Annotated in this window: 25 protein-coding genes and 1 pseudogene; 14 read left to right on the top strand and 12 right to left on the bottom strand. The window is 70.3% G+C overall.

The features are described 5' to 3' along the window. Positions 1–2 precede the first annotated feature (2 nt). Entirely contained in the window at positions 3–410 is a 408-nt protein-coding gene (locus tag ACFVUY_RS40680) for an STAS domain-containing protein (RefSeq protein ID WP_387688637.1), read from the bottom strand. Positions 411–711: 301 nt separating this feature from the next. Between ACFVUY_RS40680 and ACFVUY_RS40675 the strand changes: the two genes are divergently transcribed. Continuing rightward, positions 712–1251, top strand: coding sequence for a hypothetical protein (locus ACFVUY_RS40675; RefSeq protein WP_387688639.1), 540 nt, complete (start codon positions 712–714; stop codon positions 1249–1251). After that, positions 1248–1757, top strand: a complete 510-nt coding sequence (locus ACFVUY_RS40670; RefSeq protein ID WP_387688641.1) for a CinA family protein — start codon at positions 1248–1250, stop codon at positions 1755–1757. Before ACFVUY_RS40675 ends, ACFVUY_RS40670 begins: the two co-directional genes overlap by 4 nt. Before the next feature lie 59 nt (positions 1758–1816). Here the strand turns inward: ACFVUY_RS40670 and ACFVUY_RS40665 are convergent, their stop codons facing one another. Then, the gene (locus ACFVUY_RS40665) at positions 1817–2113 is read right to left on the bottom strand and encodes a hemerythrin domain-containing protein (protein WP_387737051.1); all 297 of its coding nucleotides are present in this window, start codon (positions 2111–2113) and stop codon (positions 1817–1819) included. Positions 2114–2133: 20 nt separating this feature from the next. On the opposite strand from ACFVUY_RS40665, the gene ACFVUY_RS40660 reads away from it, so the two are divergent. Further along, positions 2134–2256 carry a hypothetical protein gene (locus tag ACFVUY_RS40660; protein WP_387737050.1) on the top strand — a complete coding sequence of 41 codons (123 nt, stop codon included), beginning with the start codon at positions 2134–2136 and terminating at the stop codon, positions 2254–2256. A gap of 70 nt (positions 2257–2326) precedes the next feature. On the opposite strand, the gene ACFVUY_RS40655 is transcribed toward ACFVUY_RS40660, so the two are convergent. From ACFVUY_RS40655 to ACFVUY_RS40630, 6 genes and pseudogenes are all read right to left on the bottom strand, one after another. Next, positions 2327–2521, bottom strand: coding sequence for a hypothetical protein (locus ACFVUY_RS40655; protein ID WP_387688645.1), 195 nt, complete (start codon positions 2519–2521; stop codon positions 2327–2329). Between the two features lie 85 nt (positions 2522–2606). Further along, entirely contained in the window at positions 2607–2930 is a 324-nt protein-coding gene (locus ACFVUY_RS40650; protein WP_387688647.1) for a plasmid stabilization protein, read from the bottom strand. 306 nt (positions 2931–3236) lie between these two features. Continuing rightward, entirely contained in the window at positions 3237–3404 is a 168-nt protein-coding gene (locus tag ACFVUY_RS40645) for a hydrophobic protein (protein ID WP_387688649.1), read from the bottom strand. A 256-nt stretch (positions 3405–3660) separates the two neighbouring features. After that, positions 3661–4494, bottom strand: a pseudogene (locus tag ACFVUY_RS40640) (aminotransferase class I/II-fold pyridoxal phosphate-dependent enzyme); the annotation flags it as partial. 524 nt (positions 4495–5018) lie between these two features. Then, positions 5019–7286, bottom strand: a complete 2268-nt coding sequence (locus ACFVUY_RS40635) for a catalase (protein ID WP_387737049.1) — start codon at positions 7284–7286, stop codon at positions 5019–5021. Between the two features lie 562 nt (positions 7287–7848). Beyond that, on the bottom strand, positions 7849–8412 hold the full coding sequence (locus ACFVUY_RS40630; protein WP_387737048.1) for a transposase: 564 nt from the start codon (positions 8410–8412) through the stop codon (positions 7849–7851). Positions 8413–8441: 29 nt separating this feature from the next. Here ACFVUY_RS40630 and ACFVUY_RS40625 point away from each other — a divergent pair, with 29 nt between their 5' ends. The 3 genes from ACFVUY_RS40625 to ACFVUY_RS40615 all read left to right on the top strand — a co-directional run bounded on the left by ACFVUY_RS40625 (position 8442) and on the right by ACFVUY_RS40615 (position 10586). Further along, positions 8442–8720, top strand: a complete 279-nt coding sequence (locus ACFVUY_RS40625) for a hypothetical protein (RefSeq protein WP_387737047.1) — start codon at positions 8442–8444, stop codon at positions 8718–8720. Between the two features lie 163 nt (positions 8721–8883). Next, the gene (locus ACFVUY_RS40620; protein WP_387737046.1) at positions 8884–10041 is read left to right on the top strand and encodes a serine/threonine-protein kinase; all 1158 of its coding nucleotides are present in this window, start codon (positions 8884–8886) and stop codon (positions 10039–10041) included. A 368-nt stretch (positions 10042–10409) separates the two neighbouring features. Next, positions 10410–10586, top strand: coding sequence for a hypothetical protein (locus tag ACFVUY_RS40615; protein ID WP_387737045.1), 177 nt, complete (start codon positions 10410–10412; stop codon positions 10584–10586). Positions 10587–10660: 74 nt separating this feature from the next. Here ACFVUY_RS40615 and ACFVUY_RS40610 read toward each other — a convergent pair whose 3' ends face one another. Both ACFVUY_RS40610 and ACFVUY_RS40605 read right to left on the bottom strand, forming a co-directional pair. After that, complete coding sequence (locus tag ACFVUY_RS40610) at positions 10661–10891, bottom strand: hypothetical protein (RefSeq protein WP_387737044.1); 231 nt, start codon at positions 10889–10891, stop codon at positions 10661–10663. Further along, positions 10884–11573: a hypothetical protein gene (locus tag ACFVUY_RS40605; RefSeq protein WP_387737043.1), complete on the bottom strand. Its 690-nt coding sequence runs from the start codon at positions 11571–11573 to the stop codon at positions 10884–10886. The genes ACFVUY_RS40610 and ACFVUY_RS40605 overlap by 8 nt, the downstream gene beginning before the upstream one ends. 109 nt (positions 11574–11682) lie before the next feature. Between ACFVUY_RS40605 and ACFVUY_RS40600 the strand changes: the two genes are divergently transcribed. The 5 genes from ACFVUY_RS40600 (at position 11683) to ACFVUY_RS40580 (ending at position 13684) form a co-directional block, all read left to right on the top strand. Further along, on the top strand, positions 11683–12117 hold the full coding sequence (locus ACFVUY_RS40600; RefSeq protein ID WP_387737042.1) for an Hsp20/alpha crystallin family protein: 435 nt from the start codon (positions 11683–11685) through the stop codon (positions 12115–12117). Positions 12118–12247: 130 nt separating this feature from the next. Beyond that, positions 12248–12634 (top strand): STAS domain-containing protein, encoded by a 387-nt coding sequence (locus tag ACFVUY_RS40595; RefSeq protein ID WP_387737041.1) that lies wholly within the window; start codon positions 12248–12250, stop codon positions 12632–12634. Next, positions 12585–12989: a DUF2267 domain-containing protein gene (locus tag ACFVUY_RS40590; protein ID WP_387737040.1), complete on the top strand. Its 405-nt coding sequence runs from the start codon at positions 12585–12587 to the stop codon at positions 12987–12989. The genes ACFVUY_RS40595 and ACFVUY_RS40590 overlap by 50 nt, the downstream gene beginning before the upstream one ends. 56 nt (positions 12990–13045) lie before the next feature. Then, entirely contained in the window at positions 13046–13444 is a 399-nt protein-coding gene (locus tag ACFVUY_RS40585) for a DUF2267 domain-containing protein (RefSeq protein ID WP_387737039.1), read from the top strand. A gap of 87 nt (positions 13445–13531) precedes the next feature. Further along, entirely contained in the window at positions 13532–13684 is a 153-nt protein-coding gene (locus ACFVUY_RS40580; protein ID WP_387737038.1) for a DUF6296 family protein, read from the top strand. A 334-nt stretch (positions 13685–14018) separates the two neighbouring features. Here ACFVUY_RS40580 and ACFVUY_RS40575 read toward each other — a convergent pair whose 3' ends face one another. Next, on the bottom strand, positions 14019–14537 hold the full coding sequence (locus tag ACFVUY_RS40575; protein ID WP_387737037.1) for a winged helix-turn-helix transcriptional regulator: 519 nt from the start codon (positions 14535–14537) through the stop codon (positions 14019–14021). Between the two features lie 98 nt (positions 14538–14635). Here ACFVUY_RS40575 and ACFVUY_RS40570 point away from each other — a divergent pair, with 98 nt between their 5' ends. From ACFVUY_RS40570 to ACFVUY_RS40560, 3 genes are all read left to right on the top strand, one after another. After that, positions 14636–15421 carry an SDR family oxidoreductase gene (locus ACFVUY_RS40570; RefSeq protein WP_387737036.1) on the top strand — a complete coding sequence of 262 codons (786 nt, stop codon included), beginning with the start codon at positions 14636–14638 and terminating at the stop codon, positions 15419–15421. Positions 15422–15446: 25 nt separating this feature from the next. Then, positions 15447–15806, top strand: coding sequence for a nuclear transport factor 2 family protein (locus tag ACFVUY_RS40565; protein ID WP_387737035.1), 360 nt, complete (start codon positions 15447–15449; stop codon positions 15804–15806). A gap of 246 nt (positions 15807–16052) precedes the next feature. Next, positions 16053–16844 carry an IS5 family transposase gene (locus ACFVUY_RS40560; RefSeq protein ID WP_387737034.1) on the top strand — a complete coding sequence of 264 codons (792 nt, stop codon included), beginning with the start codon at positions 16053–16055 and terminating at the stop codon, positions 16842–16844. On the opposite strand, the gene ACFVUY_RS40555 is transcribed toward ACFVUY_RS40560, so the two are convergent. Next, positions 16801–17346: a hypothetical protein gene (locus ACFVUY_RS40555; RefSeq protein ID WP_387737033.1), complete on the bottom strand. Its 546-nt coding sequence runs from the start codon at positions 17344–17346 to the stop codon at positions 16801–16803. The genes ACFVUY_RS40560 and ACFVUY_RS40555 overlap by 44 nt on opposite strands. Positions 17347–17550: the final 204 nt, after the last annotated feature.

Genomic DNA, 17550 nt, shown 5'->3' with positions numbered 1-17550 from the left:
CCTCACTCGGCGCCCGCGTCGGTGGGCTTGGCGAGGGCGGCCTGAATACTGTCACGGATAGTGAGGATTTCGTCGGCTCCGGTGATCTCCAGGAGCCGTTGCAGCTGGGATGGTGGGGCGGCCAGGATGAGCTGGACGCTGTTCGCCTGGGCCTCCAGGCGGGCTGTGAGCAGGGCATTGAGGCCCGTGGAGTCGCAGAAGGACAGGTCGGCCAGGTCGACGACGAGTAGCTGTGGCCCGTCTTTGACGCCCCGGGTGAGTGCGACCTCCAGGGCCGTGCGCTGGTCCCGGTCGACTTCGCCGTGCAGGTGCAGCACGCGGGCGGTGTGGGGGACGTCCGTCATGGCGATCCGCAGCAGCGGTGCGGTGGGCCTGTTGTCCTCGGGGGTTTCGTCTTGCCGGGTAGACATGAGCGGGCTCCCATCCGGCAGGGAAGCTGTCCGTAATCGATCCTGCCTCCGACGCCCCCGTCAGTCCACCGGGCAGGGTGGCGGGGCCGACCGCTCAACCGGCCCCCGCCACAGCCTTGCGGCTGACCCGCGCAGGCGCTGGGCAAACCGGGCCCGAGCTGCCAGCGCACGCGCACTTGGTGCCGCTGCGCGGCAAGATGGGATGAGCAGATCGTTGCGGTGCCGTGACCGCGACTCCGCATCGTGGCACCTACTCGCTCGACGATCCCCGGTGATCGGCCGTCGACCTGGAGGAACTGAGATGTCCCACCAAACCCTGGCCGAGCCTCTGCACATCTACCTGAACGATCACCTGACCGGCGCGTTCGGCGGGGCCGCGCTCGCCGACCGGATGGCCCGCACCCATCCCGACAGTCGCCGTGCCGATGATCTGCGGCGTCTGGCCCGCGACATCGAGCAGGACCGGGACGACCTCGTGCGGATCATGAACCGGCTCGGCGTGCCGGTTCGGCGCTACCGGACCTGGCTGGGCCTCGCGGGTGAGCGCCTCGGCCGGCTCAAGCCGAACGGGACCGTCGTGCGCCGCGCCCCGCTCAGCGACCTGGTCGAGCTGGAGACGCTGCGTACCGGGGTCGAGGGCAAGGCTGCGGTGTGGCGGGCGCTGCGCGCCATTGCCGACACGGACGAACGCCTCGACCAGGCGGAGCTGGACCGGCTTTCCGAGCGGGCTGCCGCGCAGGCTCGTACGCTGAACGGCTGGCACCAAGCGGTCAGCGCGGCCGTCCTTGCTCACCGGCCCGGACCAGGGCAACCAGGTGCCGGTTCGGGCAGCGCCTTGTGAGCAGCTCGGTCCCGGCGAGCGAGGAGGGCCAGGGCCGGGTGGTGCGTGCGCTTCATTCGGCGCTTCAGGCGGCCGGAAGCACAGTGTCCGTGGCGGAGTCCTTGACCGGCGGTCTCCTGGCGCTCGTGCTGACCGAGGCGCCTGGCGCGAGCGGGGTGTTCGTCGGCTCGGTGACGGCCTACACCGACGGCGTCAAGCATGGTGTGCTGGGCGTGGAGCGTGCCCTGCTGGAGCGGCGCGGTGCGGTCGATGCCGAGGTGGCCCGGCAGATGGCGTGCGGTGTGCGGCGGCTGATGGACAGCACCTACGCCCTCTCCACCACAGGGGTGGCCGGTCCACAGTCCCAGGACGGCCAGCCGGTGGGCACGGTGTTCATCGCACTCGCGGACGCGGATGGCACGCGCGTCATCTCGCGGCAGTTGGACGGCGACCGGCACGCCGTTCAACAGGAGTGCGTCGCCGAAGCCCTGTGTCTTCTGCAAAGCCGTCTGCGACCGCCGTCCTGACGGGATGGGGGCGGTGCCCGGTCAGAAGAGACCCCTTAACTCTGTGGCGCTGGGCACCTTCAGCGGGTCGCGGGTGTGGCGGTCTTCTTGGCGTCTTCGAGCTGTTCACCGAGGGCAACGAGGCGGTTGCGTCCTATGGCCTTGCGCACCTGGGGGAGCCAGTCCTTTCCCTCTTCCTCGACGTGGTGGCGCACGTTCTCCATCAGCACGGTCATCTTGGCGTCGAACCGCTCGTCCTTCGGGTCCAGGTCTGCGAGCTCGGAGAGCATCCACACCACCACGTGGTGTTCCTCGACGCTCTCCAGCACGGGGTCGGTGGTGTCCGGGGCGGCTTCGCGGGCCGCGGGGTAGAACACACCGTCTCCTCGATCACGGCGTGGACGGTCAGCTCCTCGATCACCTGGTCGGCGATGCGGCGCCTCTCGGCGTGGGCGCCGCCGCCGGCCTTCTCGAAGGCCTTGAACAGCTTCTCCAGCGTCTTGTGGTCGTCCTTGAGTAGAACGATCGCGGCCATCACAGCCTCAATCCGTCATTACAAGTCGAGCGGGGACGGGCGAAGGCGACGGGGGTCAGGTGGCCTGAGTGCCGACCGTGGGCGGCTCGGTCTCCTCGTCGGCCTCGCCCTCGTGGACGTCGTCGGCGTTGGCCCGGACGTCCTCGGGGGTGGGTGCCGTGATGCTGCGTTCCTCCGCGGACCGCTCCCGTACCGTGTCGTCTTCGCGTGAGGCGTCCTTCTTGCGGGCGCCCGTGTCGTCCGTGCTCATCTCGTCGTGATGGTGGCGGATTGGATGCGCCCAGGCGGCCCTGGACGGCGGCGGTCTCGCGCCGGCCGTCGTGCCGGGGAACGGTTCAGTGGCCGAGGGCGCTGGCGAGTTCCTTCTTGTTCATCTTCGAGCGGCCGTGGATGTTGCGCTGCTTGGCCTCGTTGTACAGCTGCTCCTTCGTCGGCCCCTGGGAGCCGGAGTGCGAGTGCAGTCCGCCGCGCCGGGAGGAGGACATGTCGTGGGTGGAGGAGCGGCTGGCGGTCTTCGACTCGCCGTGCTGGGCCCGTTCCTTGTTCACGGTCCGGGCCGCGATCTCCTGGGCCCGCTTCTGGCTCTCCCCGCGCTCCAGAGCGCTGTCCTTGATGTGCTCGTACTGTCGTTCACGCTTCTTGCTCGAACCCGCAGGCATGGTTCCTCCTCCGTGTGGTGTGCTGCATCGGCTACCCCGAACCTAGGACGCGATTCGGTCGCAGGCCTACTGGATGCGGCCGACGGACCCACGCGGGGCATCTGCGGAGCTGGCGAACGCCGGACGGTCAGGAGGCGCGAACGCGCGATGCCGAGCAACAGCAGGTACAGCACTCCGTCGACGACGCCCACCACGCCGCAGGACTACGGCAATCACCTCAGCGCCAAGAACACCGCTCGCGCTCAACCTCCCTCCCCTCGGGGCCGGGTCAGGTCAGGTCAGCCGGTCCGGCTGGACCGAGTACGTCTACCACCGGTACCAGCGGCTGCGTCCGCCCTCCGCGGCACCACGGAAGACGAAGCCGAGCAGCCACAACGCCAGGACCACCAGAGCGACCCACCACAGCACGTGGACGGCGAATCCCAGACCACCGAGGATCAGCACGAGCAGCAGGACAAGGACAAGAGCGAGCATGGGAGGTTCCTTTCCGAGATGCCTCGGCGCTCCAAGACGTGCCCGGCACGGAAGGGGCGGAGGCGCTGCGCCCGAGCGCCTACCCCTGTTACGCCATCCCACTCGCGCGGCAAGTACCACCTTCTGACGTCAGACGGCCCAGGGCGAGGTGTTCCCAGTGCCCGGGCCCCGGCGCTACCCGATCAGGTGACAGGCCGCTGCGGCAGCGAACAACGCGACGGTCTGCGGGAACCCCTTCCGATGGGGACGGGAGGAGCCCGTGCTGGACCATCTGGCGCCGCCAGCCGTCCAGGGCCGCGTAGACGAGGACGGAGGGGCTGGTGGTGCCCAGCAGGTCCTCGCGCTGCTTGAGGACGGCCGGGTCCACGAGCCGGCCCTGGAGGTGGAAGACGGAGCTCTGTTCCAGGCCGGAGCCCATCTTGTGGACGGAGGTGACGCACACGTCCGCGCGCCCGTTCATCGCCCAGGTCGGCAGGTCCGGGTGGAAGGGCAGATGTGCTCCCCACGCCTCGTCCACGATCAGGGGCTTCCCGGCCGCGTGGCAGGTGTCGGCGATGGCCGGCAGGTCGGCGCACGTGCCGTAGGGAGGTGACCAACGCCCCTCGGGCGTCCGGGTGCCGGGCGAGCATGGCGCGGAAGGAGTTCGCGGAGGGCGGGTGCGCCAGGCGCAGCCGTGGGTCCCACTGGGGTTCGACCCAGACCGGGCGGATACCGGCGAGGGCGAGCCCGGCAATGACGGACTTGTGCGCGTCGCGTCCCACCAGCAGTTCCTCGTGCGGACCGGCTACGGAGAGCATTGCGGCCTTGACCGACAGGGAGCTGCCGCAGATGGAGAAGAAGGTGCGGTCGGCGCCGACGGCTTCCGCCATCAGGGCCTGGGCGCGTGCTGGAGGGTGCCGCGGGAGCCGGTACGGTCGTCCAAGCCGCCGGTGGCGAGCACGTCCGCGCGGAAGACATCGGCGCCGAGCGTCGCCAGCACACGCGGGTCGGCGCCGCGGCCCTGCTTGTGCCCGGGAGGCGTGAAGCACGTCAGCGGGTTGGCGTGGAACGCCGCAAGGGCTTCGAGCACCGGGGCCTGGGACTGATCCATGCCCGGGCGTCTGCCCCGCGCCCGACATCAGAAACGCGGGCTGGGGGCAGCGGGGACTCTCGGGGTGGTAAAGCTCCCGCAGAGCCGCTACGTCCTGAGCCCCCATCGCCGCGCACCACCGAAGGGTGAAGGGCCTCTCCTGGCATCAGTTGCATGATGCTGGAACCCCAATGCCCCGGCTGTGATGCCCCAGGGCCCACGGGGGCCGCGTCCGGGGCCTGCCTGCTGGCGAGCGTTCGGGCCCGTCGTGGCGCGGCTTGGGGGCGTGTGCGGGCCACTCGATCGGTCCACCGGGAAGCCGGTCCGGAGCCGCTGCCGACTGGCAAGGGGACCATGCTGCGCACGTGCTGTGAGCGCAGGCCGATCTGACGAACCGGTTGCATGGCGGTGCACCTGAGGGCTCGCAGGCTGATCAAGGGCCTCCTCCGGATCCCGCCCGCGCCCCCCGGTGTCCGCCGGGCTGCTGCGGCTCTCGGCCCCCGCCGTTCGCTCTGACGCGGGCGAGCCTGGATCTCCCAGGACTCTCACGGAAGGAGGGCGTCCGGCGGGAAGCGGTCCCACGCGCGGTGGGTCCCGAGGAGGCCGACGATGCCGGCCAGGACCTCGTCCGGATCTTCGCTTGTCAGGACACCGGGTGCGTGCGGATCGATGCCCGCGGCCGCCCAGACGGCGCGGGCCGCCGGGTGGCCGCCGAGCGGCTTGGCGTGACGGTAAGCCTCGTTGACGAGCAACGCGACCCGGGAGTCCACGGGCGACGAGCCGCTGGACTTGGCGTCGCGTGCCCCGTGGTCGTCGGCTCCTCGCGCGGGCGTGCCGAGCACAAGCAGAGCGTCGAACTCGACGGAGCGGGCCGCGGCGAAGGTGCGCTGTACCGGCAGGCCGTCCGCGAGGGGCCCCGCGGTGGGGGCGATGATCAGGGCCGTCATTCCGGCTCCGCGCACAGCGTCACGGGCCGCTCGCACGTGGTCCGTGGTGCCGACGAAGTCGACGACGATGCCGACCACCCGACCGTCGACCGGCCAGGATGTGCCGAGCTGCGAGAGCGCGGCACTGGGCTCGACCGGCGGCAGCGCCACCGTGGCTTCGGGGGCCGGAAGGCCGAGCCCGGCGGCAACCTCGGCGCACAGGACCGGGTCGACGTTGGCCAGGACTGCCACGGCCCGTTCCCGGATCGCCGCTTCGTAGACCTTGGAGAGCTCGAAGGTGTAGGCGGCGATGACGTGCTGCTGCTCAACGGGGGTGAGGCTCAGCCAGAACAGGCGGGGCTGGGTGAAGTGGTCGCTGAAGGAGGCCGGCGCCTGGCGGACCTTTGCGGAGGCCGTGACGGGCGTCGGGTACTCCACGAAGGGGTGCTCGCCGGCGCCGGCGAAGAACGGGCAGCCGCCGTCGAGGGAGTTGGGCTTGTACGGGGCGACGCCGCTGTGCACGGCGTCCTGGTGGAAGCCGTCGCGGAGCATGTCGTTGACGGGGGCATGGGTGCGGTTGATCGGAATCTGCGCGAAGTTCGGGCCGCCGAGACGGGTGATCTGGGTGTCGAGGTAGGAGAACAGGCGCCCGGAGAGCAGCGGGTCGTCGGTGATGTCGATGCCGGGCACCAGGTGGCCGGGGTGGAAGGCGACCTGTTCGGTCTCGGCGAAGAAGTTGGTCGGGTTGGCGGTGAGCGTCATCAGGCCGATCGGGCGCACCGGGGCCAGTTCCTCGGGCACGATCTTGGTCGGGTCGAGCAGGTCGATGCCTTCGAAGGTCTGCTCGGGCGTGTCCGGGAAGGTCTGGATCCCGAGCTCCCACTGCGGGTAGGCGCCGGCCTCAATGGCGTCCGCCAGGTCGCGGCGGTGGAAGTCGGGGTCCATGCCGCCGATCAGCTGGGCTTCCTCCCAGACCAGGGAGTGCACGCCGAGCCTGGGCTTCCAGTGGAACTTCACCAGCGTGCTTGCGCCGTCGGCGTTGACCAGGCGGAAGGTGTGGATGCCGAAGCCCTCCATCATGCGGTAGGAGCGGGGGATGCCCCGGTCGGACATGTTCCACAGGGTGTGGTGGGTGGCCTCGGTGTGCAGCGAGACGAAGTCCCAGAACGTGTCGTGGGCGCTCTGCGCCTGCGGGATCTCCCGGTCGGGGTGGGGTTTGGCGGCGTGGACGACATCCGGGAACTTGATGGCGTCCTGGATGAAGAACACCGGGATGTTGTTGCCGACCAGGTCGAAGACACCCTCGCCGGTGTAGAACTTCGTCGCGAAACCACGGGTGTCACGCACGGTGTCCGCCGAGCCCCGCGAACCCAGCACGGTGGAGAACCGCACGAACACCGGCGTCTCGACGTTCTCCGCGAGGAACGCCGCCCTGCTCACGGCACTCGCGGTGCCGTAGCCGCGGAACACGCCGTGCGCGGCGGCACCGCGGGCGTGGACGACCCGCTCGGGGATCCGCTCGTGGTCGAAGTGCGTGATCTTCTCGCGCAGGTGGTGGTCCTGCAACAGGACCGGTCCGCGCGGGCCGGCTTTCAGGGAATGGTCGCTGTCGGCCAGGCGTGTGCCCTGGGCGGTGGTCAGGTAGCCGCCGCTCTGCGCCCGCGCGTCCTCGGACCCGCCGCCGCTACGGCCGGTCGCCGACAGGACGGCAGGTGGGCTCTGGTCGGGCTTGGACGGCAGCGGGGCGCGCGGCTGCGTGGGTTCCGCCACCGGCGGCGGTTGCGCGCCGGGGGCGCCCGGCACCTCCGCCCGGTCGCGGTCCTTGTCGTCCGAGACGGCGTCCGTCACGGCGTCCACGAGCTTGCGCACAGGGTGGGACTTGGTCATTGGTTCTCCAGATCGAACTCCGGCCCAGCCAGATCGGGGCGGACGGCTCAGCGGCACACACCCGGGCGCCCGGCGCCACTGGTCGACTCCGAGCGGTGGCCCGCCACAGCGAGACCCCAGGGCGTCCGGCCACCGTTGCCCGGTCCGCAGCGCGTTACATGCCTCGACCGACCCGCTGTGCGGGGCGCTGGGTGGGCACGATGCCTTCCCCAGGATCGGCGGTCGTGGCAGGTGCCGCGATGCAGGGCGCCGTTCGGCCCAGTGGCCCTCTGGGTCGGGCGGCGGGCGCGGTCACGGGGGCAGGCCGCTCAACCGGCCTACTCCACCGTCTTTGCGACTTGTTGGCAGCGCCGAGTAGGCCACGCCCCGCCCATGCGGTCCATGCCGCGCGCTTGGCGGCAGCTCGCGGCACGATGAGGAGTGTCGGCGACGGTTGAACCGTGGTTCTGGATCACTTTCCGGGCTCTGTCGCTGATTGAGGGGTTCCTTCTTGTTGATCACGGTGACAGGAGGATGCGGCGTCGCAGGAGGTCGAAGTTGGCCCGGCCGTACATCTGTCTCTTCAGCAGTTGATCTTGTTGTTGTGGCCCTCGACTGCGCCGGAGCTGTAGCTCAGGGTCAGGCCGGCGACGACCGCATCGAGGTCCTGCAGAAGACCGCTGGCGAAGCTGCGAAGGGCCGGGGCCTGGTCCCGCTCGACGCGTGCGATCCAGTTCTTGAGCTCTTGTCCGCGGCGGTCGTTCATCAGCTCGGCGAAAGCCCTGACGTGCTCGGCAAAGGTGGCCAGCGCCGGGACTCGGGCGAGAACCTCCTTGAGCTGTTGGGCGTCTTCGTCGCGGAGGCTGTCGGGGCGGCGGGTGATCCAGCTGGTCACGTCCCTGACGGAGGGCTTTCGTCGGGGCGGGTCCTGGTCGGGGAACGCCTCCCTCATCCGGCGCACGTAGACGCGCACGATCTGCTCCTGCCCTGGGAATCCGCGCTGGCGGATCTCCTCGAACAGGCGCCGGGCGATGGTGTGGCCCTCGGCGAACCGCTGGTGGAGGTAGGGCTTGCAGGGGTCGAGGATGCTGGTGCGTCCGGTCCAGCGGCCGGCCAGGAGCTCGTCCGGGTTCTTCGCGCCGGCCAACTTTCGAGACCGTCGCGAAGCGGGCCGGAGTGTCCCGGTCATGGCTCTATGCCCAGCCGGACCTGCGGGCGGAGATCGAGCGACTGCGGGCGGCACACCGCCGGGAGCCCAGATCGCCGGTTCCCGCACGTCAGCGTACTTCCGACGCTTCCTTGCTGCGGCGGCTCGAAGCCGCCAACGCCCGCATCCGGCGGCTCGCCGAGGAGAACCAGCAACTGCGCCAGCAACCCGCCCGTGCGCTCGGCGTACAACGCGCAGTGACGACTCGCACCAGCCCACCACGGGCAGGAGCGGGTAATCCACCCTAGGTGGGAGTAACCCGCTCGCATCGTCTTCACCTCATTGGCGCTGTGGGCTCGGGTAAGTAATTCCTGTGCACGGCCAGTCCTGCGGGGAGACACTCCCGAGGGCTGGTACGGACGGGACGCGGTAGTTACAAGAAGACGTGAAGTGCGAGCGGGGGAAGATCAGTTGGAACGGATCGGATCGTACGCCGTGGTGCGGGAACTCGGCGCGGGCGGGATGGGCACGGTGTATCTGGCCCGGACGCGCGGCGGGCGTCTGCTGGCGGTGAAGGTGGCCAGGCCGGAGCTGGCCGCGGACACTGCCTTCCGGGCCCGGTTCCGTGTCGAGGTGGAAGCGGCGCGCAGGGTCGGCGGCTTCCACACGGCGCAGGTGGTGGATGCCGATCCGGACGGTGAGCCGCCCTGGCTGGCCACGGCGTATGTGCCGGGCCCGACGCTCGCCCACTTGATAACCACCGAAGGGCCCATGACCGAGGGTAAGTTGAGACAGCTCGGCGCGGCGCTGGCGGAGGCGCTGCAGACGGTGCACGGGTGCGGGCTCGTGCACCGCGATCTGAAGCCAGGCAACATCATCATGGCGCCGGACGGCCCCCGGGTCGTGGACTTCGGCATCGCCCGGGCCGTTGAGTCCACCCGGCTGACGATGACGGGACACGCCTTCGGCACCCCTGGCTATCTCGCGCCCGAGCAGGCGGAGGGCCGGGAAGTGACGGGCGCCGCCGATGTGTTCGCCCTCGGCGCTGTCCTCGTGGCGGCTGCGGGCGGCAGCGCCTTCGGCGAGGGCACACCGATGATGCTGATGTACCGCTCGGTGCACGCGGAAGCGGACCTGTCACCGGTTCCGGAGGGCATATGCGCGACCGTCGGGGCCTGCCTGGAGAAGGACCCTGCACGGCGGCCCACCACGGAGCAACTGCTCGACGCGTTCACCGGGGTCGTGGACGCCTCGCACCCGCCCACGCTCGTGGTGCCATCACCCACCCTCGTGGCAATACCCACCGAGGACGGCCCTGGAGAGGCCCAGGAAGTCACCTCCGAGGATGCCGTGTTCTTCCACGCCGAGGACGACGAACGTGCCATGGTCATCGATGCCCACGGGGTCGAGATCAGGCTGCTCGGACCCAACGACATCAGCATCGACTTCCCCTGGAGCGAGATCGCGAGCATCGGCCACGCCCTCGAGAAAGCCGGCCTGCGGTGCACGCTGTTCATCGAGTGCACCGACGACGTTCCGTACGACTGCACGCTGACCGCGCCCGACGACGTGACGTACGACCGATGGGCTCGGCACCTGCCGTACGTTCTGAATCACTACTGCGACTAACGTGCACGGTCCGTGATCATTCGAATTCCCCAGTCAGTGGAACTACTCCCACCGGACCTCGAAGCCTGGCACCGGGAGCACTCCAACAGGGCCGCCCAGACGTTCCTGCGCTGGTCCATGCACAACGGCTGCATGCCCAAGCTGAAACGGGCTGTGCAGGCCCCGGCGGCTACCTCAGGTCGCACCCCACGCGAACCAGAGGGGCAGCGCTCCCGCGTCCTACATATGAAGACCTTCCTCGGCGCACCAGGGTCGCGGGAGCCCTCGTCCTCCTCTACGCCCAGCCGGTCACCCGCATCGTCAAACTCACGACCGAGCACATCGCCGCCGACGGCGCCGCGCTCACGATCACGCTGGGCGAGCCGCCAATGCCGGTTCCCGAACCCGGCACCGGCCGCGCCCAGGCGCTGCGCCGGTTCGTCGCCCACACACCGCCGCCTGTCGCCGCGAAGGCGCTCGGCTACGCCCACTTCACCACCGAGCAGGCCCCGATGGACATCGGGGCCGCCTGGAGCCGGTATGCCGCCGGAGGCCACCAGCGCTGACCGGCCCTGGGCGTGCCGGGGTGCACGGGAGCCGGTTCTGACGGCCGGGGTGGTTGCGGTGGATCCCGGCCTCGTCAGGCCGGCCGGTTGTTCGCCGGTGTGGTCTGCGGACCGCCCGGATCAGGGGCGGGCAGTGGCCAGTTGGGGTGGGCGAGGTGGTGGCGCAGGACGTCGAACCGGGCGAGGTGGTGGTCGAGGGCGGCGTTGACGGTGCTCGTGGTGGCGGCCACTCGCGCTTCGAGGTCGTGGATCCGGCCCAGGAGGTCCTGCCAGCGCCTATCGGCGGCGGCGACGGGGTCAGGCACGGCGTCGGTCACTGTCATCGCGCAGCTGAGTGGTGTGGTGGGTGAGGGCGTCGAGGCGGGTGGCGAGGTCGCCCTGACCGGTGCCGAGGTGGGGGCGGACGGCGGCGAGGGGCTCTATGAGGTCGGCGGGGTCGGTGGCGCCGAGGGCGGCGGTCAGGGCGACCTGGGCGGGACGGGCGCCGGGAGCGAGTGCGGCCGTGCTGATCCGGGCGGCGAGGACCCGCAACTCGGCGGCGTTGTCGCGGGCCCAGACGGTGACCGATCGGTCGGCGGCCCGCCGGTCGCGGACGGCCTTGACCCGTTCCGCGCCGGTACCGGACCGCGAGGCGTCGCTGGTGGCGGGCTTGAGGCGCAGGTAGCGGTTCTCGGCGGCCTGGCGGCTGGCGACGCCCATCGGGCAGGCGAGGTCGGCCCAGGTGGCGCCGGCCTCCCGGGCGCTCTCCACCAGGCCGGCTTCCCAGCCGGCGAGCCGGCCGCGCAGTTCGCGCAGCAGGACGAGTGCGGCCAGGGCCTGCTCGGGGCCTTCCTGCTCGTCAGGGGCGGCCGGGGGCTGGGAGGCGGGGTTCTGGGCAGTGCGGACGGCGTCGTCTATGGCGGCCAGCGCCGCCGCGGCCGCCAGGAATGAGGCGGGCCCGGCCGGCGGGGAGGCGTCGGGGGCGGCTCTGCGGGACTTCTCGCTCATGCAGTCACTCTATAGGCGACACAGCAACTTGTCATCGGATGGATGACGCGCTAGAAAGGAGTCAGGTGAAGCGCACTGGCACCCGTTCGATCCATGGAGGTGTTTCGCAATGCTGCTGCGCACTGACCCGTTCCGCGAGCTGGACCGGCTGACCCAGCAGTTCCTCAACACGACCGGCACCTGGTCGCGTCCGACGCCGATGCCGCTGGACGCCTACCGGGCCGGCGACGAGTACGTGATCTGCTTCGACCTGCCGGGGGTTGCCCCGGACGCGATCGACATCGACGTTGAGCGGAACATGGTCACCGTCAAGGCCGAACGCCGCCCGCGCCAGGAAGGCGAGGGCATCAAGTGGGAGCTGTCCGAGCGCCCGCTCGGCGTGTTCTCCCGCCAGGTCATGCTCTCCGACACCCTCGACCCCGCCGGGATCACCGCCGACTACGACGCCGGCGTGCTGACCCTGAAGATCCCGGTCGCCGAGAAGGCCAAGCCCCGCAAGATCGAGATCAGCCACAGCGGCGACCGCAAGCAGATCCAGGCCTGACCCGTTCCCCGATGCCGTTCCGGCCGCCCCTGATCTCTCCCCCCTCGATCGAAAGGGGCGGCCGGAACACCCCTCGACCGCCGGGCCGGCCTCGCCTGGACCGGCCTACCCGTAGCGACGCGGAGACGCCATGAACGGCCAGAGCAACCAGCCCTTCATCGTGCGAGCCCACGGCGAGATCGACCTCGACGCCGCACCCTCGCTGCGCCGTGCTCTGGCCACCGCGCTCGAGTCGCACCAGGAGGTGGTGCTGGATCTGTCAGAGGTGACGTTCATGGACTGCGCGGGCCTGGGCGCCCTGGTCCGGGCCCGTAACCAGGCCGACCGGTGCGGTGCCCGCCTGGTCCTGCGCGGGGCCGACCGCCGCGTGGTGCGGCTGCTCAAACTGACCGGTCTGCACCGGCCCTGGCCGTCGAGCCTTGAGGTCGCCCGGGCGCGCCGGGCCTTGGGACGGAGGAAGAACCGCGATGACGCTTCGATGGGAGACGTTCCTGGAAGAGGTCCGGGAGCGCGGTGAGTACGACAGCCCGCAGGAGGCCGAGCGGGCCGCCCGGGTGGTCCTGGCCCTGCTCGGTGCCCACCTGGTCGGCGACGTGCGGGCGGAACTGGCCGCCCGACTGCCCGAGACCATGTCCCTGATCCTGCTCAACCCGCTGCAGGCCGCCGAGCCCCTCAGCGCCGAGCGGTTCGTGCGCGCGACCGCGGCCTGGATCGAGGGCGCCACCGACGCCACGGCCCTGTGGGACATCGGCGCCATCCTGTCCACGGTGGCCGACGCCGCCGGCGACGACCTCACCGGGCGCGTCCTGCTCCAGCTGCCGCCCGGCTACGACCTGCTGTTCGGCCGCCCGGCCGCAAGGACACGACCCTGACCACCCTCACGCGCCGCCGGCCCGCCGGCGGCCAGCCCCAGGAAGGCCCCACGGTCATGACCCGCTACCGCCACCTCCTCCAGCAGGTCCGCAACCTCGGCCGATACACCACCGACGACGAAGCTGAACGGGTCCTCGACGCCGTCCTGGCCCTCCTCGGCTCCCAGCTCACCGGCGACGAACGCTGCGACCTCGCCGCAGCCCTGCCCGAACGGGCCCGCGCCGTCCTCGCCGCCCAGATCCCCCTCCCGTCGCCCGTCACCGCCCCCGCCTTCGTCGAAAGCCTCGCCCACACCCTGGGCACCAGCCTCACCGCCGCCCGCTGGGACGCCTCCTCCGTCCTGGCCGCCCTCACCACCCTCACCGACGACAACCTCACCGACCGCCTCCTCGCTCACCTGCCCCGCGGCTACGCCCTGCTTTTCGGCCGCGCCGACCTGGCCGCCGTCGCCTGAAGAAGCGGGTCCGACCCACTAGCGCGGGAGTGCTTCGCGCCGCCCTGGCAAGCACCCGACCGCACACCGGATGAGGCGAGGCGACCGATGGACAGACCCCAGCGCTACGCGGTCACCCTGCCCGGCCCACCCGGCCGGCACGGGCCGCCCGAGGTCGTCGTCGTCCACCTCACCGGCGCGTACACCGCTGCCGGGGAACCGGTGTACGCAGGTGAGTGGCTGTTGTCGTTCCGATCCTGAGCGGTGTTGGTCGAACGGGAGTCTCGATCGGGTGACTTCGGTGGGTGCCGGGCATGAGAACAGGGCCTCTTGGTAGCTCGAAGGGTGTCTACGCCAAAGAGCGATCTAGGAGGCCCTGTTGTCGCAGTTGTACGCCATCGCGGGAGCGGGGTCCACTTTGATGGGGATTCTTGGAAACGACCGGCGTTGCTCCTCGCCTCACTTGATTCAGTTCTCAACGACTTGGGAGGGTTGGCAGGTATCACGCCAGCGACAAACCGGCGCTGCGAGGCGGTCAGGTGCAGCCCGTGCTCGCGGCCCTGCTAAAGGCTGTACGAGGCTCTTCCGGGCGGGCTTACGCCTCTTCCGCGGGAATGGCCGGCCGTGCCGCGTAGCGGCTGCGCATCGCGTCGCTGGCTGCGGGGCCCGCGGCGAAGACGTAGGCGGTGCTGTCGTCGAGTCGGCGGCCGGTTTTGGCGTCGACGACGACGGGCTCGACTTCCTCGCCGCTGTGCGCGTCGACGAGGATCATGCTGCGCTCCGCCGCCGTGAGGCGGGCATTGCCCCACGCGGCCAGGGCGACGATCACCGGGCGCAGCGAGCGCCCGAGTTCGGTGAGTACGTACTCGTGCCGGACGGGGCTGGTCTGGTATGGCCGGCGCTCCAGCAGACCGTCCGCGACCAGGGTCTTCAGCCGGGTGGTGAGCATGCTGGAGGAGATGCCCAGGCTCTCCTGGAACTGGTCGAAGCGGGTGTAGCCGTCGAAGGCGTCGTGGAGGATCAGCAGCGTCCACCACTCGCCGACGTGTTCCACCGTCGTGGACAGCGGGCACTCCCGGTCCTCCAGCCTGATCCGGCTCGCCACGGCGACCATCCCCTCAGTTACTGCTAAAGTCGAAGTTAGTAGCTTCTACTTTAGCAGTAGAGACGGGGCGGCGCCTCGTATGCCCGCACCCGGGAACGGAGCACACCGTGACCACATCCATCAGCGAATCCCTCGAAGGCCGACGCGCTCTGGTCACCGGCGGCACCAAGGGCACCGGAGCCGCGATCGCCCGACGCCTCGCCGAGGCCGGCGCGACCGTGCTGGTCACCGCCCGCAGCCGCCCCGACGACGTCGAGGAGAAGGCGTTCATCACCGCCGACCTGTCCACCGCCCAGGGCGCCGCCCACGTCGCCTCCGAGGTGGACGCCCGCGTGGGAGGCGTCGACATCCTGGTCAACACCCTCGGCGGCTCCGAGGCACCGGCAGGAGGATTCGCCGCGCTCGGAGAGGACGACTGGGCCCGGGAGCTGAACACGAACCTGCTGGCCGCCGTCCGCCTGGACCGCGCACTCCTGCCGCACATGATCGCCACGGGCAAGGGCGCGGTCGTGCACGTCACCTCGATCCAGCGCCGCATGCCGCTGTGGAACGGCACCCTGGCCTACGCTGCCGCCAAGGCCGCCCTGACCACGTACAGCAAGGGCCTGGCCACCCAGGTCGCCCCGCACGGCGTCCGCGTCAACACCGTCTCACCCGGCTTCGTCCAGACCTCGGCCGCCGACAACCTCGTCGCCCGGATCGCCCACGACGCCGGCATCAGCCAGGAAGCGGCGCTGGGCCGGCTGATGGACTCCCTGGGAGGCATCCCGCTCGGCCGTCCCAACCGGCCCGAGGAGGTCGCCGAGCTCGTCGCCTTCCTCGTTTCCGACCGCGCCTCGGCCATCGTCGGCGCCGAACACGTCATCGACGGCGGCACCACCCCCACCGTCTGAACCCGCCACCACCATCAGGAGCGTCATGCACGACAACCAGCCCCGGACCATCACCCCGGACGACCTGCCCGAGGTGATCACCCGCTACCTCACAGCGCACCGCGCCCATGACACCGCCACCGCGGTCACGACGTTCACCGACGACGCCACAGTGATCGACGACGGCAACACCTACCAGGGCACCGTCGCGATTGAGCGGTGGCTGGACCACTCCGCCACCGAATTCACCTACACCATCGACCTCACGAACGCTCAGCAGACCGACACGGCCCACTACATCGCCACACACCACCTCGAAGGCAACTTCCCCGGCGGCACCATCGATCTCCGCTATCGATTCACGCTGCGCGACGACCTCATCGAACACCTCTCCATCGAACCCTGAGACCGCTCCCACGTGCCCACCCAGCCACCCGATCAAGAGCCAGCCGTCGAGTTCGGCATCCACCCGCAGGTCAGCACGTGCACGCCTGAGGAATCAAGGCGAGCAACTCCGGGGCCATCCTCAGCACAGGGTGAGGAGATTCAAAGATCCCCATCAACTTCGGTCACCCTCGCGTGTGACTGCCTCGCTCACCGGTTCGGGAATGCCGCCGACCGCGGGGTCCGTGCGCGCCGCTACCCGACGGACATGTCGGACGCGGAGTGGGTGGTGGTGCGGCCGCTGCTTCCGGTGCCGGCCCGGCTGCGAGGCCGGGGCGGTCAGCCGGAGGCCTACTGCCACCGCGTGATGTTGGACGCGATCCGCTACCTCGTCGACAACGGAACGAAGTGGCGGGCGATGCCGGCCGACTTCCCGCCGTGGGACCGGGTCTACGCGTTCTTCCGCCGCTGGCGCGACCACGGTCTGGTGAAGGAGTTCCACGACCGGTTGCGTGGAAGGGGCCGGGAGAGGGCGGGGCGGGATCCGGAGCCGAGCGCGGGCGTGATCGACTCCCAGTCCATCAAGGCGGACGCCGTCGTCGGCGCCGACAGCCGCGGCTTCGACGGCGGCAAGCTGATCAACGGCCGCAAGCGCCACGTGGTGGTCGACACGCTCGGTCTGCTGCTGGGGGTGATGGTCACCTCGGCGGACATCGGCGACCGCGCCGCCGCCCATGTCCTGTTCGCCCAGGTGGCTGCCGCGCACCACCTGCTTGCGCTGGTCTGGGCCGACGGCGGCTACACCGGCAGCCTCGTCGAGTACTGCCTGGCCGCCCTCGCCCTGGTCCTGGCCATCGTCAAACGCAGTGACGACATGCGCGGCTTCGTCGTGCTGCCCAAGCGGTGGATCGTGGAGCGGTTCTTCGCCCACCTGATGCGAAACCGCCGCCTGGTGCGGGACTTCGAACGCTCCACCACCAGCGCGGAGGCGATGGTCTACTGGTCGATGACGCTCCTCATGACCCGGCGCCTTGCCCGGCCACGGCCTTCGCGAGCGTGAACCGGCCCGGCGCTGGCTCGGCCAGCCACCCCCGCGCTGTCAGCCGCTTCATTTTCGACCGCAGGGCCTCCACCGTCCCGGGCACCGGGTCCAGGCCGAAGCAGCCGGCCATCTCCTGGCACGTCAGCGGCCCCTGGCCGAGACGATTCCGGTCCGCGAGAACCTGCACTATGCGCTGGTAGTCCACCGACAGTGCCGACCAGGCCAGCCCCGCACGCCACATCGGCACCACTGATTTGGGCCTCGCCGCCGCCAAAGATGCAGGCAGAGTCGGCGGTTCACCGCGATCCGACAGCCCCGCGGCGGCATCCGGGCGAGCACCGTCGCCTCCGCCCGGGGACAGCACCTCGTCGACACGCGAACGGGCGATGACCCACTCGTTCCACTCCCACTCGGCCACGACCAGCTCGGCCTGGATACGGTCGGCCTCCTCCCGAAGGTCGTCCAGACGACGGCGAGCAGTGAGCTCACGCTGTTCCAGCAGCCCCACGACCGACGGCATCCCGACCTCCACACGAGCGGCGACTCAACACGTCACCACTCCCCGAGGCCACCGACCCTATGCCTGAGCAGCGGAAACGCAGCCCTCACGCCCGGAAAGACAACAGCCACTGAGCTTGACTCTGTCGGGGATCTTGGTGATTGGCTGCGGGTGATCATGATGGTGCGCCAGTCTCGCGGGTGCACGATGACCGCGAGATTTCCG

This window comes from Kitasatospora sp. NPDC058063 (assembly GCF_042885395.1).
In the GTDB taxonomy this organism is placed as follows: domain Bacteria; phylum Actinomycetota; class Actinomycetes; order Streptomycetales; family Streptomycetaceae; genus Kitasatospora; species Kitasatospora lactacystinica.
Note: the sequence above shows the minus strand (reverse complement) of the source record. Positions and strands in the feature narration are given on the sequence as shown.